The organism is Pseudoalteromonas sp. MER144-MNA-CIBAN-0113 (assembly GCF_040308965.1).
GTDB lineage: Bacteria > Pseudomonadota > Gammaproteobacteria > Enterobacterales > Alteromonadaceae > Pseudoalteromonas > Pseudoalteromonas tetraodonis.
Genome location: NZ_JBEOOG010000038.1, coordinates 21,450 through 38,147 on the forward strand (window position 1 = coordinate 21,450; position 16,698 = coordinate 38,147).

Consider the following 16,698-nt stretch of genomic DNA (forward strand, 5'->3'; position numbering starts at 1 on the left):
ATGGCAACAATAGTAGAAAAGTTTTTTGACGATAAAGCTGCGCTGACTGATGAATTATCTCAGTCACTAGAGCATGCTTTACGTGATGGCATTGAACGTGATGGCCGTGCAGTATTAATGGTTTCAGGCGGTTCTTCACCTGAGCCGGCTTATAAACATTTATCGACCCTTGATTTAAACTGGGAAAACATTGATGTTGCTATGGTTGATGAGCGCTGGGTTGAGGCAAGTCATGAAAAGAGTAATGAAGCATTCATCAAGCGTACTTTGTTACAAAACCATGGTGCAGCGGCTAATTTTATTAGCATGAAAAATACAGCAGCTACTGCAGAGCAAGGGGTTGATGCCTGTGAAGCGCAGTTTCAAGCATTAAAACGTCCTTTTGATGTGACTATTTTAGGCATGGGCCCAGATGGCCACACCGCGTCATTATTCCCACATGCACAAGGCCTGAAAAACGGCCTAGATTCAAGCCAACTTGTGTGCGCTATCAACGCGATACAAAGTGACGTAACAGGCAGTATTACTGAGCGCATGAGCTTAACGTTAAATGCGATTGCACAATCTAAAGTGGTAAAATTGCTAATTAGTGGCGATGAAAAGTTGGCTGTTTATAAACAAGCTTTAGCGGGGGGCGATGTGAATGACATGCCGTTACGTGCGGTATTAAATCACCCTGAGATCAACATTGAAGTGTATTGGGCGCCCTAATTTTAATATAAATTAGATGTGCGCTAAACCTCTTTGTATTGATGGTTTAATGAAAGGTCAGTCGCTTTTGCTACTGACCTTTTTTATTGCTGATCTGTTTTACTCTTTGCTGAATTATAAAAAGCAGCGCAGAGATAAAGATGAAATGCTGAGTATTGCCTCCACAATTAGCAGTATAAAATAGGCTTTTACACCGATTGTAAATACTGAATAAATTTTACTTATAGCCAAAAAATCAAATGGTTAAATTTATTAAACACTAACTCACAAGCATGTTTTACGGTTTAAAAATTCCTACTCACCACGTCGTTTTAAACAAAATCAATTTAAAAATGCTTCAAGTACATGCTGGAAATGTGAACGAATTAAATAAATTTAATTCGGCTTTTTCATGCAATAATTAATTTCTTTAAAATCATTTGCTTAATGTTGAATTAGCTATTTTTCATACAAAAAAAGCGGAAAAATGTAGCAAAATTGTAATTTTGCATGTATGGTTTGTTACTACTATGACAGCGCTGTCATGGCGGTAGGCAAAATGATAAACAAAAACCAACAAAATGATTCAAGGGGAATCCTGTGTTAGCTAAAAATTTTAAAAAAAGCTTATTAGCAGTAAATATCGGCTTAGTAATGGGAGCCGGGTTCACTGGTGCTGCATTCGCAGCCGATGAAACTAAAGTTCAAGAAGATGTTGAAGTAATCCAAGTTACGGGTATTCGCGCTTCAAATAAAGAAAACTTAAACGGCAAGCGTTTTTCAAATGCCGTTGTTGATGTTGTAACAGCTGAAGACGTTGGTAAGTTTCCTGATGGCGATGTAGGTGAATCTCTTGGTCGTATTTCTGGTGTCAGTGTATCTCGTCAATTTGGACAGGGTCAGCAAGTATCTATCCGTGGTGCATCAGCACAATTAACACGCACATTACTTGACGGTCATACTGTTGCCTCAACTAGCTGGTTCGATCAACAAGCGGTCGATCGTAGCTTTAATTATTCATTACTACCTTCTGAATTAGTAGGTGGCTTAGAAGTTTATAAATCATCTCAAGCTAATCTAGTTGAAGGTGGTATCGGCGGTACTGTAATTGTTAAAACTCGTAAACCGCTAGATTTAGATGCAAACACTGTATTTGCTAGTGTTAAAGCTGATTACGGTACAGTATCTGAAGAGACAGATCCTGAGCTTTCAGGCTTGTACAGCTGGAAAAATGATGGTGAAACATTTGGTATCTTAGCTGCGGGTTCATTATCAGAAGTAGATTATCAACGTAACGGTATTGAATCGTCAGGTGGTTGGAGTGGCGGTATGGCACCCACAACCTTCCAGCAAGCTCGTGAGCGTACTGCGTATAACGTAGCTATGCAATATCAGCCATCAGATTCGCTAGTTTTAGGTCTAACTTATACAAGTTTAGAGCTAGATGCTAACAATGCTAACTCGCAAATCATTATATTCCCAGGTGATGGTTCATGTGAACAAACGAACGCCTCAGGTAACTGTGTTTCGCGTAATATCGACGGCAATGGCACGGCTTTTTTCCAAACATGGGCGCGTAAAGCAAGCATGAAGTCTGATACTATTGACTTAGATTGGAAATATGACTCAGAGTTATTCACCTTTAAAGGTCGTGTAGGTAAAACAAGCGCAGACAGTGATGTAACAACGGCAAACTATGGTATGTTTGCAAATAACAATAGCGACTTAAATGGGTCTATTGATATGACAGGCGACGTGACTAGATTTAATTTAGCTAACCAATCATACGATGCTAGCATTTTACCTGATACCATCAGCCCACAAACTTGGGCGCCTGAATACAACCCTGATTCAGATGAAGAAAGTTACTTAAATTTAGACTTTGAAATTCCTGTTGAGCTTGGTGTTATTACCGCAATTAAAACTGGCTTAAGATATGCCGATCACAAAGTTGTACAAGATGGTAATGCAGCCAATGTGAATGCCGATTTAGTACCTGTACGTAATGCTAATGAATACTACCCAGGTACCGTGACTGCCGGTGGTGGTTTTGTAATACCTGAACCTGATATGGATCTAATGATTGCTGATTCATTAGCAATGACAGAAGGTTATACAGCACGTCCACAAGCATACGGCACCATAGAAGAAGAAAACTTTGCTTTATATGCGATGGCTGATTTTGACACCGGTGGTATTCGCGGTAATTTAGGTGTTCGTTACATATCAACTGATATTTCGTCAGATTACTATGATTTAAGTGATGAAGGTGTTTACGACTCGACGTTATCTACAGACAAAGCTGATTACAGTGAGTTCTTACCAAGCTTAAACGTGGTTATGGACTTAGCTGACGACTTAATCTTACGTACTTCAGCAGCGCAAGTTATCTCTCGCCCTAATTACGCAGACTTATTTGCAACGCGTAATCTAGCGGGTTATACAGATAACCGTCCTTTAAATGAAGTGTTAAATACGGGTAATGTAGGTTTAAGCCCATTTAAAGCGTTCCAAGCAGACATTGGTGTTGAATGGTATTTTGATGACGATGCTATGTTAAGCGTCACATACTTCACTAAAGAAGTAAGCTCATTTATTTCTACCCAACAACAAACCAATCAACAAATTGGTATCGACATCCCAGTTTATACGACTAACCCAGATGCCGGCGAGCCACCGTGTGGTGCTCAGCAATATGACTGTTGGACAGTAAGCTCATCGACAAATGGTACGGGTGGTTCAATCGAAGGTATTGAGTTTCAAATTCAAGATTCATTCGATAACGGCTTTGGTTATTCATTTAACTACACCTATTCAGATGCGCAAGCACCAGCAGAAAACTACCCAGACCGTGTTGGGGTATTCTCTGATTCATCGAAAAACAGCTATAACGTAGTTGGTTTTTATGAAAATGATGATTTTTCTGCTCGTTTAGCATATAACTGGCGTTCAGAGTTTATTATTCGTGAAGCACCAGGTTGGTACGGTAACCGCGAGCATCAAGACTACGGACAGCTAGATTTCAGTGCAACATACTCTGTAACTGATTACTTAGATGTTACTTTCGAAGGGATTAACTTAACAGAGGAAGACAGCGTTCAGCTGGGTAACAATGATGCATCTACCTCATTACCAAACCCTGATTTACTGAATGACTTCCCTGTGTGGAGTTTTGAAGGTGAAGCACGTTACAAGCTTGGTGTAACAATGCGTTTTTAATACGCTAAATGAGTAAAAATAACCTAGGCCCAGCATTGCTGGGCTTTTTTACGAGGTTAAACTTTATTGGTGATTTATGGATATAAAAAAAGTTGCAATTGTAGGTGGTGGAACAGCCGGTTGGTTAGCTGCAAACCACATTGGCAAAGAGATGCTCAATCGTAAAGGTATATCTGTTACTTTAATAGAGTCCCCAGATATACCGCCAATTGATGTCGGTGAAGGCACAGTCCCCGATATTAGGAATACCCTAAAAAGCTTTGGTATTCGTGAAGATGAATTTATTAGGCAATGTGATGCGACGTTCAAGCAGTCAATAAAGTTTATTAACTGGATGGATAAGAAAAAACATGGGGAAGGCAACTTTTTTCATCATTTATTTGATGTGCCAAGCCCTTATGATGCCAAACAGTTAACTTCTTATTGGTTAAATAACAAAGAGAAAAGTCAAAGCTATGCGCAAGGCTTATCTTCTCAGCATGTTATTTGTGAGGCAGGTTTAGCGCCTAAAAATATCACTAATGCCCAATATGAAGGGGAGCTGGCTTACGCGTATCATTTTAATGCAGGCAAGTTTGCGCAACTACTCGCTTGTAATGCAAAAGAAAAATTTTCTGTAGAGCATATACACACCCATGTTACACAGGTAAAGCTTGGCGATGACGGCAGTATTGCTGCACTTATTACAGATAACAATGAAGAACTTGAGTTTGACTTTTATATTGACTGCTCAGGTTTTGAATCTTTACTTATGAGTAAAGCGTTAAAGGTTCCTTTTGTTGATGTATCTGAGAGTTTATTAATTAACAGCGCATTAGTGGTGCAAGTACCAACCAAAGCCGATGATGCTATTCCTCCTTATACACTCGCCACCGCTCATCAAGCTGGCTGGATTTGGGATATTGCGCTCACCAATAGGCGTGGAGTCGGTTTTGTTTATTCAGATAACCATATGACGGATGAATAGGCACATGAAAAACTTGACCGTTATTTAGGTGACAGTAAGCAAGATCTTACCTACAGAAAAATACCAATGCGGGTCGGTTACCGTAAAAAGTTTTGGCATAAAAATTGTGTTGCGCTTGGTTTAGCGCAAGGCTTTTTAGAACCATTAGAGGCAACATCAATATTATTAACTGACTTTTCAGCTAAATTTTTAACGTTACGCTTTCCATCATCAACAACACAGCTAGAGCAACTAGAAGAGCGTTTTAATCATGCTATGGGGTATGCATGGGAGCGGGTGATTGATTTTATTAAACTTCACTACTGTATATCAGACCGCACTGATTCAGCTTTTTGGGTAGCAAATAAAAACCAGGACACTATTTCCACGTCATTAAAAGAAAAACTTAATTTGTGGAAAGAGTTCACCCCAGTCAGAGATGATTTTTTTAGTCAGTTTGAAGTGTTTTATCTAGAGAACTTCTTATTTGTACTTTATGGAATGAATTACAATACTAAGGCGTCTAACAGCCCCGATAAAGAACAGGCACACTGTTTAGCGCGTTTAAAACAAAGAGCTGAGATTGATCACTATTTAATAAATAAACTTCCTGATCACAGAGCGCTTTTAAATAAAATTAAACAGTATGGGCTTCAGTCAATCTAACCCTTATCTTACACTTGCAAAAGAGGCTATCGACAGACGGCCTTTTTTAGCATCTGCTAAGCAGCTTTTCTCAGAGTAAATATTTGCACTGTGTAATAAGTTACCTTGGTAAATAACTAGGCGATTAAATTTAGCATCTATTTTAAATACCTGCTCAAATAAGCTAGTGGTACCGGCTAAATAGCCTTGATGTTCATCAGGGTTATTTTTAACATCGTTAACTATATCTGCCAATAGTGGTTTGTGTTGCTCTTTAAATTCAATAATGTTTTGCGGTATGTATTTATAAATACTGGTGCCACCGAGTTCCTCACCAGATAAATAATGCACAAACGCATAGTCTCTTTCATCACATGAATCGATATGGGGCACTTTTTGATCGACAATTAAATTAGCCGGTTTACATGAAACTAATGAAAGCAAACTTTTATGAAGAATAGACTCTTGGTAGTTTTTGTTTTCTATTTTAGGCAGTATTTCATTTTGAAAAAATGCGTGCAACAACCTCAAGTACGGTTGTGGCATATTATCGCGGATCCCCGGATAAAAGGAATTATCTGAGAACATAGGATTAAAGTAAGCTATGTTATGGGCAAAATTCATTACACTGCTTGTGTCTAAAAGAAAATCATCAACAACGTAAGCGTATACCTGTGTGCCAGGGATCATCAACTTTTCAATTTTTAACTGTGGATTTATGGTTAAATTTTTCATTTTTAAGTTCTAATTTTTGATGAGAATATTTAAGTGTGAACATCTTACCTCGCTTTAAAATTAATATACCACCTCTGACAACGCTGTCAAAGCTATCAGCGAGTGTATGTAATGGCTAATAGGTCGGTGAACGTTTGTAAAAGTAACGTTTTTTATATATTTGTTTAAATAATCAACGATAATTTTTTGTTAATTAATAACCTACAAACTGCCACAAAATTTTCACTTCCTTTTTGTTGCCAAAACCTTTAGCCTTAGGACACTAACAGTAAAAAATCAAATTTATAAAATAACGGAGCAGTAACATGGCGGAGCAACAAGTACAGCCTTTACACAACGAAAAACATGCCAACACTAAAATTAAAAATGGCATCAATATCGAATTTATGAAAACTCAACACTTAGTGCCAGTTGTAGCACACGAGTTTGCGCGTATCGCCAATGAGTTTCCAATGTCTTTTGTTAAAAATAACGAAACGGGTACTTTTCAAGCCGTTGCTATGTTTGGCCTAGAGCCAGGTGAAAACTTATTTGTTGATGGCGACAAATGGACAGCTGCTTTTGCACCTATGGCAACGACACGTTACCCATTAGGTTTAGTAAAGCACCCTGAGCAAGATCAATTTGGTATCGTAATTGACGAAGCGAGCTCATTAGTTGGTGAAGAAGACGGTAATGCATTATTCGAAAACGGTGAAGAAACTGATTACCTTAAGCGTCGTAAAGAAGCGTTAGTATCGTTTATTGAGTTTTCACAAGTCACGGATGCGTTCACTAAATTCCTTGCTGATAAAGAACTACTTGTAGCACAAACGCTAACAGTTGATATTAAAGGCGAGAAAAAAGACATCAACGGTATTTACCTTATCGATGAGAAAAAACTAAATGAGCTAAGCGACGCAGACTTCCTAGAGCTTCGCAAACGCGGTTATTTAGCACCTATCTATTCTTTCTTAACGTCTACTCACCAAGTAGCACGTTTAGCACGTTTAAAAGCGCAACAAGCGTAATTTTTAAACAGAATTTAAAAAGCGCCTCAGGGCGCTTTTTTTATGCCATTAAACTCAGTTCACTTGAAAAACCCCACGTAACCATTCACATTAGTTTTAATCTTAACTAACAAAAGAACGCACAATGAAAAAATCACTATTACTAGGACTGCTTTGCGGTAGTTTAATGAGTGTGAGCTCATCTGCATTGAGTGCGAGCACGCCGTTTGCCATTGCGATTCATGGCGGGGCAGGCACAATCGAAAAAAGTAAATTTACACCTGCGCAAGAGCAAGCTTACCGCGATAAATTAGCTCAAGCTGTTGAGACTGGGTATAAGGTACTTGAACAAGGCGGAGAAAGCCTTGATGCAGTCACAGCAGCCATTGAAGTGTTAGAGCAATCGCCTTATTTTAACGCCGGACGCGGCGCGGTATACACCTATGATGGTAGCCATGAGTTAGATGCCTCTATTATGGATGGTCGTAACCGCCAAGCTGGAGCGGTTTCGGGCATTAAGCACATAGAAAGTCCAATTAAACTTGCCCGTTTAGTGATGGAAAAATCAGTGCATGTGATGTTAAGTGGCCAAGGTGCAGAAGAGTTTGCTAAAGAGCAAGGCGTTAGCTTAGTAGAGAATAATATATTTGATACAAAGCATCGCTATGAAGCTTTATTAAAAGCAAAGGAAAAACTAGAGGCGAGCAAAAACACCAATAAAGATTATCAAGCAGCGCATAAGGCGTTACCCGCTAATTATAAAATGGGGACTGTGGGGGCGGTGGCACTGGATAAACAAGGTAATTTAGCCGCGGGTACGTCAACTGGCGGAATGACCGCAAAACGTTTTGGCCGTATTGGTGATGCACCAGTTATTGGCGCGGGTACCTTTGCAGAAAACGCCTCGTGTGCGGTATCGGCAACTGGCCATGGCGAATATTTTATTCGTTATAATGTGGCAAGCGATATTTGTGCACGAGTAAAGTATCAAGGTAAAACCATTGCCCAAGCCGGGGATGAAGTAATAAATGGGGTGCTTAAACCGATTGGCGGCACAGGCGGTGTTATTATTGTTGATACAAAAGGCAATATTAGCCTGCCGTTTAACACCACAGGCATGTACCGTGCGAGTAAATCGAATACGCAAGCGACTTATGTAGGTATTTTTAGCGACGAATAAGCGTTTTTCTTTAGTGGCTGGAGGTTTATATAATAATCCGCTGATTGTTATGTCCTTTACAGGATTAACCCCAGCCATTTAATTTGCTACAATCGGGGCTCTTTGACTAATTTTTATAAGGTATGCAGGTGGTAAACCTAGGTCAGTTGTTTGGCGAGCTAAAAACGTGCTTAAAAAAAGATCAATTCAGTTTTAAAAAGCGCCTTCATGGCGTAAAAAAAATTACCGACGAGGCAAAACTTACCAGTGCGCTTGAAAAAATTACGGCTGATATCAGTCGCAGTCAATCGCTTCGCGAGCAGCGTTTAGCTGGGCTACCTAACGTTACTTATCCTGAGCAATTACCGGTCAGTCAAAAAAAAGATACCATTAAAGAGGCGATTGCGAATAATCAAGTGGTGATCATTGCTGGTGAAACCGGCTCAGGTAAAACCACACAAATTCCTAAAATGTGTTTAGAGTTAGGCCGCGGGGTTGATGGGTATATAGGCCATACTCAACCTAGACGTTTAGCTGCACGTAGCGTTGCCAATCGTATAGCAGAAGAAATGCAATGCGAGCTTGGTCAGCAAGTGGGTTTTAAAATTCGTTTTAGCGATCAGGTTTCTAATAACAGTTATATAAAACTGATGACCGACGGTATTTTATTAGCTGAAATACAACAAGACCGTTTTTTGAATCAATACGACACCATTATTATTGATGAGGCGCATGAGCGCAGTTTAAACATTGATTTTATTTTAGGTTACCTTAAAAATTTACTTCCTAAACGTCCTGACTTAAAAGTTATTATTACCTCAGCGACCATTGATCCAGAACGTTTTTCTAAGCACTTTGATGATGCGCCAATTATTGAAGTATCAGGCCGGACATTCCCTGTGGATGTACGCTATAACCCCATCAGTGATATCCAAAAAGAAGACATGGAAGCCGAAGGCGACCAGTTACAGGGGATTTTTGATGCGGTCGATGAGCTTTGCGCTGAAGGCCCCGGTGATATTCTGATCTTTTTAAACGGTGAGCGAGAAATACGCGATACCGCCGATGCGCTAAGTAAGCGTAATTTAAAACACACCGATATATTACCTTTGTATTCAAGGCTATCGAACGCTGAACAAAATCGTATTTTTGCGCCGCATTCGCGCCGCCACATTATTCTCTCAACCAACGTCGCTGAAACATCGCTAACGGTGCCAGGTATTCGTTATGTTATTGACCCGGGTACGGCGCGTATTAGTCGTTACAGTTACCGTACAAAGGTTCAACGTTTACCCATAGAGCCTATTTCGCAAGCCAGTGCTAATCAGCGAATGGGGCGTTGTGGACGTGTTGAAGCGGGTATTTGTATTCGCTTGTATTCAGAGGACGATTTTTTATCGCGTCCTGAATTTACCGATCCTGAAATATTGCGTACTAACTTAGCGTCAGTTATTTTACAAATGCTGGCATTAGGATTAGGTGATATGGCGCAATTTCCTTTTGTGCAAGCCCCAGATAGCCGCAACATTAACGATGGTTTAACACTGCTTGAAGAGTTACAAGCGGTAAAAGAAGCTAAACGTCATCAAAAAACCAGTTTAACGCAATCTGGTCGAGAGCTGAGTCGTTTGCCAGTGGATCCGCGTTTAGCAAAAATGGTGCTGACTGCGCATAAGCTGGGTGCATTGCGTGAGGTGATTATTATTGTTGCTGCGCTCTCAATTCAAGACCCACGAGAACGACCACAAGAAAAACGCCAGGCAGCGAATGAAAAACACGGTCGCTTTGACGATCCAGACTCTGACTTTATCGCCTTTTTAAACTTGTGGAATTACCTCGAAGAGCAGCAAAGTGAGCTGACCAATAGCCAGTTTAGAAAGCTATGTCAAAAAGACTTTTTAGCGTATATGCGTATTCGTGAATGGCAAGACATCGTTTATCAAATCAGCACTGTGTGCAATGAAATGAAAATGAAAGCCACTACGAATGTTGCAGACAGCGAGCTTATTCACAAAGCACTGTTAAGTGGCATGCTTAGTCATATCGGTTTTAAAGACGAAAAGCAGCTGTATAAAGGCGCACGTAATAGCCAATTTCATATTTTTCCAGGATCTGGCTTGTTTAAAAAGAGCCCCAAGTGGATGATGTCGGCTGAATTGGTAGAAACCAGTAAACTCTATGCCCGTATTAATGCCAAAATTGATGTGAACTGGGTAGAACCGTTTGCTCAACATTTGGTAAAACGAAGCTATACAGAGCCACACTGGGAGAAAAAGCCCGGTGCAGTCATTGCCTTTGAGCAACAAACACTTTACGGCCTGCTTATCGTTAATAAACGCCGGTGTGTGTATAGCAAGATTGATCCTAAAGTAAGCCGCGAATTATTTATCCGCTCGGCGCTGGTTGAACAAGAGCTTGGATTAAATGAAGCATTTTTAGCGTATAACCGCGAATTAATTGAAGATATTCAAGTGCTCGAGAACAAGTCTCGTAGACGCGATATTTTAGTTGATGAGCAAACCTTGTTTGAGTTTTACGAGAAGAAAATACCCAGCGATATTAACAATCGTGCTGCGTTTATCAAATGGTATAAAACACAAAAACAACATGACAAACACTACCTGCACATGACGCGCGAAGAGCTCATGCAACATGGCGCCAGCAGCATTACCGAATTTGACTACCCAGATACTTGGCAGCAAGATAATTTGATGCTGCCGCTTACCTATCACTTTGATCCAGGCCAAGCGGTTGATGGCGTTGCCGTACAAATACCCGTTGCACTGTTAAACCAAGTGCAAGAAAGTGGCTTTGATTGGCATATACCGGCATTTCGTCATGAGTTAATTTGTGGGTTAATTAAGTCATTACCAAAGTCATTGCGTCGTAACTTTGTTCCTGCGCCCAATTATGCCGATGCGGTGTTAGCGGCTATAGAGCCATTACAAGGCTCGTTAATCGACTCGCTAAGCAATCGATTACTACGTATGACCGGCGTCCGTGTAGGCCCTGAGGCGTGGGATTTAACTGCGCTTGCTCCGCATTTAAGGCTACAATTTGAAGTGCGCGATGAACACGACAAGCTACTGGCACGTGGACTCGATTTAGCTAAACTTAAAGCGCAGCTACAAGGCAAGGTCACCGACACCTTATCTAAAGTCGCCGACAAAGGCATAGAAAAAACCGATTTAACACAGTGGGATTTTGGAGAGTTACCAACATCCTATGTGAAAAAGCAAGGTCAATACGAAATTAAAGCGTACCCTGCGCTGGTGGATAAAAAATCAACGGCGGCAGTGGAGTTATTCGATAACGAAATTAAAGCGCAATTAGCGCACCAGCAGGGGTTGCGTCGTTTAGTGTTATTAAACGTACCATCACCCATTAAATACCTGCAGCAAAATTTACCAAACAAGGCTAAGCTAGGGTTGTACTTTAATCCTTTTGGTAAAATTGCCGATTTAATAGATGACTGCATTGCATCGGGTGTTGATAGCCTATTAGTTAAATATGGAGATATTCGTACAAGTGATGCATTTGAAACGGTTAAAGAGCATATTCGCGGCGAATTAGGCGACACCGTAGTAGCAATTGCAACCCAAGTAGAGCAAGTACTGAGTATTGCTCATGCGCTGCATAAAAAAATGAAAGGGCGAGTAGATTTAACCATGATCACTGCCCATGGCGATATTAAATCTCAGTTAGAATCGCTTATTTTTAAAGGTTTTGTGAGCCAGCATGGGGCGGATAAGCTCGGCGATTTAATTCGTTACTTAAAAGCGATTCAAAAACGACTAGAAAAGCTACCCGTTGACCCAAATCGTGATAGATTATGTGTGCTAGAGCTTGAAAAAGTGGCGCAAGAATATAAAAAACTGACGAATAAAACCCCTAAAGGAATGCCATTGCCTGATGATGTTGAGGCTATTTTTTGGATGCAGCAAGAATTACGCGTATCCTTATTTGCGCAAACCTTAGGTACACCTTATCCAATTTCAGCAAAACGTGTGTTAAATGCGATAAAAGAAATTGAATAATCCCTTTATTCGCTATTAAGCTAGGGTCTGTTGACCTTTGTGGATTAAAATTTGTTCAAACTAAGGGCGGTTTAATCGCGGCGCGAGGTTTGTAACCTAGTGGGCTAAGTAAAAACCACACCACATAGGCTCTGCCTTGCCTAAATACCAAACAGGCTACTGCAAATTCAACCTTGAACGGTCAACAGACCCTAAGGGACTAACTTGAGAAGGAAATGACATTGCTATGTCCTCATTACTAAAACACCAAGCGCGACAATTGTTAGTGGTTGATGATGAGTATTTCAATTTTGAAATACTCAAAGCAGGGTTAGCATCAACATTTGATTTAAGCTATGCTGATTCTGGTAAAAGTTGTTTAGCATCTGCCATTGCTAATCCGCCTGATATTATTTTGCTTGATGTATGTATGCCGGGGCTTGATGGTTATGATACCTGTCGCCTACTTAAACATACGCCAGAGACAAAACACATTCCGGTGGTGATGATATCAGGACTTGAGTCAGAGCTTGAGCAACAAGCAGGCTTTGACTCAGGGTGTGATGCTTACGTTGTAAAACCTTTTTCTATCGCCGTACTACGAGAAAAAATTAATAATATTGTGTAGAGGGAATTATGTTTACTGAAGATAAGCGAAACTACAGACGTATGCAGGTTAACACACCCGCTAAGTTAACCTCGATTGAGCCCGTCGCAGGACTAAGTTACACAGGTACCTGCCTTGACTTAAGTGCAACAGGGCTCTCCTTGCAGCTCGATGATTTATTAGAGCTTAACTCAATTTTATCGGTTGATATTGCATCAACCCATCCAAGCATTGCACCGTTAAAAGCCACTGCAAAGGTGATACGTGCCAGCACAGAAGAGGATGGCACGATAACCGCAGGGCTAGAAATTATTGAGTTTAACTAAAATTAGTGTTTAGTAAACCTTACAAATAAGGCCTTTAAGATAAAAGCCTTCAGGGTAGCTGCCCGCAATAGGGTGGTCAGCTGCTTGATTTAAGCGCTCCATGATCAGCAAATCTTTACCTGCATCAAGTGCTGCATCTGCAACCACTTTTTGAAACAAATTTTGTTCCATTAAACCAGAGCATGAGAAAGTAAGCAGTGTGCCGCCTGGTTTTAATATTTGCATCGCAATCATATTAATATCTTTGTAACCCCGACATGCCCCAGTTAACTGCGCTTTATTATCAGCAAATTTAGGCGGATCCATCACAATCGTATCAAACATCACGCCGTCTTCACGGTATTGGCGCAATAACTTAAATACATCTTGTTTTACAAAGTCGACTTTATTTAAATCAAGGTTGTTATGTTCAACATTGCGCTTTGCTGTATCAAGAGCTGGTTGTGAAACATCGACATTGGTTACATGCTTACAGCCACCACGCAGGGCATAGAGAGAAAACGTCCCCGTATAACTAAAGCAATTTAATACGGTTTTATCTTTTGAAAAACGCTCCAGCGCAGCACGGCTATCACGTTGATCTAAATAAAAGCCGGTTTTATGGCCTTCAAGAATATCAACTTCAATTTTTAAACCATTTTCTTCAATGATAACTGACGCTGTGGGTTCATTACCCCAAAGCACTCCTTTAATTGGCTCCAAGCCTTCTTTAGTGCGCACATCTACATCTGAGCGCTCATAAATATTAGAGCCTGGGAAAATAGCCATTAATGCGCCAACAATTTCACCTTTGTGGCGCTCAGCACCGGCACTGAGTAACTGACAAACCAAGGTGTTATCAAATTTATCTATGGTAACACCCGGTAAATAATCTGATTCAGCGGCGCAAAGCCTAAAACCGGTCAGTCCACCTTCTTCAATCGCATGGCTGCGAGCTTCTAAAGCACGACGTAGGCGACGCTCGAAAAAATGTTGATCTATGACTTCTTTTTCATCAAAGCTCCATACGCGCGCGCGAATTTGTGAATGCGGGCTGTAAGCCGCGGTGGCTAAAAACTTACCTTCACTGTCGTGTATGGTTACCGTGTCACCTAATCCAGGCTTACCTTTAATTTTTTTGATGGCTTTAGAAAATAACCAAGGGTGTTTTCTTTTTAATGATTTATCGCGACCAGCTTGCAGGTAAACGGCAGATGACATAGGGCTTCTCTGTAGTAATAAATAAGCGCTGTATTTTAGTCAAGCCACGCGCAACATACAATGAATGTTTTGCAAGGGCCTTATAAATCGCGTTAAAGTAGCGGATATTACCTCGTTTAAATAGATTTTTGGAAATTCGGTGGACAATTCAGCCCTTAGCCCTTCATTAAAGCAACTTGATCAGCAATGCAGAGAATTTATAACAGCGCTTATTCATGCTGATGTAGCCCATGATATCACTCATATTGAACGCGTTGTCCGTGTCGCAGTTAAATTATGCACTGCTGAAAAAGCCAATATGAATGTTGTTTTACCTGCTGCTTGGTTACATGATTGTGTTGCGGTGGCAAAAAATCATCCAGACAGAGCGAAAGCATCAACAATGGCTGCCGATAAAGCGATTAGTTTTTTAGCGTCTATTGGCTATGATGAAGCGCTATTTGATGATATTCACCATGCTATTGCCGCGCATAGTTTTAGCGCCAATATTGCTATTAAAACCGTTGAAGCACAGATTGTACAAGATGCTGACAGAATGGATGCTTTAGGGGCTATTGGTGTTAGTCGTTGTATGAAAGTGGGGGGCTCAATAAGCCGACTTTTATACAATCCTAATGATCCATTTTGTTTAGAGCGTGAACCTGATGATAAACAGTACACCTTAGATCATTTTTTTATAAAGTTGCTGCATATTGCAAAAAGTATGAATACACCTTCAGCTAAAGCTGAAGCACTTAGAAGAACAGATTATATGTATGACTTTTTAGAGCAGTTAAAATCTGAAATTGGAGGGTAAGACAGTGAGGCCAAAATTGAGCGGTATTGATCATTGTCATTTAAATGTTCAAAGCCTCACCCAAGCCGTTGATTGGTATGAAAAGGTGCTTGGTTTTACTGTAGTAGAGGAATTAGCATTTTGGAATGAAGAAGGCAAAGGCCCTTTAACGCTTGAAGATGAAAACGGATCGACACGTTTAGCTTTATTTGAGGCGCCAGGGCGAAGTAAAGGAATCGCTTTTGCTGCAATCGGTGAGCAATTTATAGCGTGGTTAGCACATTTTGAGCAGCTTGAAATTAAAACGATACTGGCTGATCATGGCGTGACTTTTTCTATGTATTTTAAAGATAACAGTGGGAATAGCCATGAGATCACTTCCCATGACTACCGCATTATAAAACAGCATTTTCCAGCTGTAGCGTTAGGCTCTCACAATGCCAAAAGAGGCTAGGTCCTGTTGAACTTTGTGCAGTAATATTTGTTCAAAAAAGAGACGATTTAATCACGTTCTTGATGAGCCTTTTTTATCGCTAAAATAGCGTCTATTTTGCTAATAAAAAGATCAACCAGCTGAGGGTCAAAGTGTTTTCCTGCTTGTTGTTGCATATGCTCTAGTGTTTGCTTAATGCTCCACGGCTCTTTATAAGGACGTTTTGATGTAAGTGCATCAAATACATCAGCAATCGCTACAATCCGCCCCTCAATAGAGATTTCCTCGCCTTTCAATCCATTAGGATAACCTGTGCCATCCCATTTTTCATGATGTTCGATAGCCAATACATGGGCAAGTTGCAGTAAGGGGGAAGGTGAGTTGGCCAATATTTTAGCCCCTATAGCGGCATGCTCTTTCATGTGTGCAAATTCGTCGGGGGTTAATTTGCCAGGTTTTAACAGTATCGAATCAGGAATACCTATTTTTCCGACATCGTGCATTGGCGCAGCTTGGCGTAATAATTCTGCGTGTTGTTCGTTCATTCCCAACGCTAAAGCAAGTACTTTGCTGTATTGGCTCATTCGTGCAATATGCTCACCCGTATCAGTATCTTTATACTCTGCCGCGCGACCCAATCGCTCAACTAAATCTACATGTGCTTGTTTTAGTTGCTCGGCTTGTACTAAAGAAAGATGAGTTTTTACCCTTGCCTTTACTATCGCAGGGCTAATAGGTTTGGTTATATAGTCAACCGCACCTAGCGAAAACCCTTCCGATTCATCTTGTTCTTGCGTGAGTGCGGTGACAAAAATGACCGGAATGTGTGCGGTTTTAGGATTAGCTTTTAAAATTTTGCACACTTCAAAGCCATTCATATCCCCGCCGTGTCAGAGTAGTTGTCCTGTCTTCTTTTCACAATAGTTATAGTCAGACGGCGGGTGGTTAGCAGGTTCAA

At 40.6% G+C, this 16,698-nt stretch carries 11 protein-coding genes and 2 pseudogenes; 10 read left to right on the forward strand and 3 right to left on the reverse strand.

Annotation, left to right across the window (positions count from 1 at the left end; genetic code table 11):
• The 3 genes and pseudogenes from pgl (at position 1) to AAEY57_RS11375 (ending at position 5,521) form a co-directional block, all read left to right on the forward strand.
• Positions 1–711 carry a 6-phosphogluconolactonase gene (gene pgl / locus AAEY57_RS11365; protein ID WP_350607887.1) on the forward strand — a complete coding sequence of 237 codons (711 nt, stop codon included), beginning with the start codon at positions 1–3 and terminating at the stop codon, positions 709–711.
• 579 nt (positions 712–1,290) lie between these two features.
• Positions 1,291–3,909: a TonB-dependent receptor gene (locus AAEY57_RS11370; protein WP_028835031.1), complete on the forward strand. Its 2,619-nt coding sequence runs from the start codon at positions 1,291–1,293 to the stop codon at positions 3,907–3,909.
• Positions 3,910–3,985: 76 nt separating this feature from the next.
• Positions 3,986–5,521, forward strand: a pseudogene (locus AAEY57_RS11375) (tryptophan halogenase family protein).
• Between the two features lie 3 nt (positions 5,522–5,524).
• On the opposite strand, the gene AAEY57_RS11380 reads toward AAEY57_RS11375, so the two are convergent.
• Positions 5,525–6,235: a DUF6445 family protein gene (locus AAEY57_RS11380; protein WP_350607888.1), complete on the reverse strand. Its 711-nt coding sequence runs from the start codon at positions 6,233–6,235 to the stop codon at positions 5,525–5,527.
• Between the two features lie 305 nt (positions 6,236–6,540).
• Between AAEY57_RS11380 and AAEY57_RS11385 the strand changes: the two genes are divergently transcribed.
• From AAEY57_RS11385 to AAEY57_RS11405, 5 genes are all read left to right on the forward strand, one after another.
• A complete protein-coding gene (locus AAEY57_RS11385; RefSeq protein WP_350607889.1) occupies positions 6,541–7,245 on the forward strand; it encodes a SapC family protein in 705 nt (234 codons plus the stop codon).
• A 124-nt stretch (positions 7,246–7,369) separates the two neighbouring features.
• Entirely contained in the window at positions 7,370–8,404 is a 1,035-nt protein-coding gene (locus AAEY57_RS11390; RefSeq protein ID WP_213607868.1) for an isoaspartyl peptidase/L-asparaginase family protein, read from the forward strand.
• A gap of 128 nt (positions 8,405–8,532) precedes the next feature.
• Positions 8,533–12,420: an ATP-dependent RNA helicase HrpA gene (hrpA, locus tag AAEY57_RS11395; RefSeq protein WP_350607890.1), complete on the forward strand. Its 3,888-nt coding sequence runs from the start codon at positions 8,533–8,535 to the stop codon at positions 12,418–12,420.
• Between the two features lie 226 nt (positions 12,421–12,646).
• Positions 12,647–13,027, forward strand: coding sequence for a response regulator (locus AAEY57_RS11400; RefSeq protein ID WP_036954303.1), 381 nt, complete (start codon positions 12,647–12,649; stop codon positions 13,025–13,027).
• Between the two features lie 8 nt (positions 13,028–13,035).
• The gene (locus tag AAEY57_RS11405; protein WP_013465237.1) at positions 13,036–13,332 is read left to right on the forward strand and encodes a PilZ domain-containing protein; all 297 of its coding nucleotides are present in this window, start codon (positions 13,036–13,038) and stop codon (positions 13,330–13,332) included.
• Positions 13,333–13,341: 9 nt separating this feature from the next.
• Here AAEY57_RS11405 and AAEY57_RS11410 read toward each other — a convergent pair whose 3' ends face one another.
• A complete protein-coding gene (locus tag AAEY57_RS11410) occupies positions 13,342–14,532 on the reverse strand; it encodes a class I SAM-dependent methyltransferase (RefSeq protein ID WP_138686816.1) in 1,191 nt (396 codons plus the stop codon).
• Positions 14,533–14,671: 139 nt separating this feature from the next.
• On the opposite strand from AAEY57_RS11410, the gene AAEY57_RS11415 reads away from it, so the two are divergent.
• Together AAEY57_RS11415 and AAEY57_RS11420 are read left to right on the forward strand one after the other, a co-directional pair.
• On the forward strand, positions 14,672–15,328 hold the full coding sequence (locus tag AAEY57_RS11415; RefSeq protein ID WP_138686815.1) for an HD domain-containing protein: 657 nt from the start codon (positions 14,672–14,674) through the stop codon (positions 15,326–15,328).
• 4 nt (positions 15,329–15,332) lie between these two features.
• Positions 15,333–15,761, forward strand: coding sequence for a VOC family protein (locus AAEY57_RS11420; protein ID WP_029750301.1), 429 nt, complete (start codon positions 15,333–15,335; stop codon positions 15,759–15,761).
• Positions 15,762–15,808: 47 nt separating this feature from the next.
• On the opposite strand, the pseudogene AAEY57_RS11425 reads toward AAEY57_RS11420, so the two are convergent.
• Positions 15,809–16,621 (reverse strand): annotated as a pseudogene (locus tag AAEY57_RS11425) (HD domain-containing phosphohydrolase); the annotation flags it as partial.
• Between the last annotated feature and the right edge of the window lie 77 nt (positions 16,622–16,698).

Bases quoted from the DNA above. Each gene is read 5' to 3' on its own strand.
- pgl (WP_350607887.1), top strand. From the start codon at position 1: ATGGCAACAATAGTAGAAAAGTTTTTTGACGATAAAGCTGCGCTGACT.
- AAEY57_RS11380 (WP_350607888.1), bottom strand. From the start codon at position 6,235: ATGAAAAATTTAACCATAAATCCACAGTTAAAAATTGAAAAGTTGATG.
- AAEY57_RS11385 (WP_350607889.1), top strand. From the start codon at position 6,541: ATGGCGGAGCAACAAGTACAGCCTTTACACAACGAAAAACATGCCAAC.
- AAEY57_RS11390 (WP_213607868.1), top strand. From the start codon at position 7,370: ATGAAAAAATCACTATTACTAGGACTGCTTTGCGGTAGTTTAATGAGT.
- AAEY57_RS11400 (WP_036954303.1), top strand. From the start codon at position 12,647: ATGTCCTCATTACTAAAACACCAAGCGCGACAATTGTTAGTGGTTGAT.
- AAEY57_RS11405 (WP_013465237.1), top strand. From the start codon at position 13,036: ATGTTTACTGAAGATAAGCGAAACTACAGACGTATGCAGGTTAACACA.
- AAEY57_RS11410 (WP_138686816.1), bottom strand. From the start codon at position 14,532: ATGTCATCTGCCGTTTACCTGCAAGCTGGTCGCGATAAATCATTAAAA.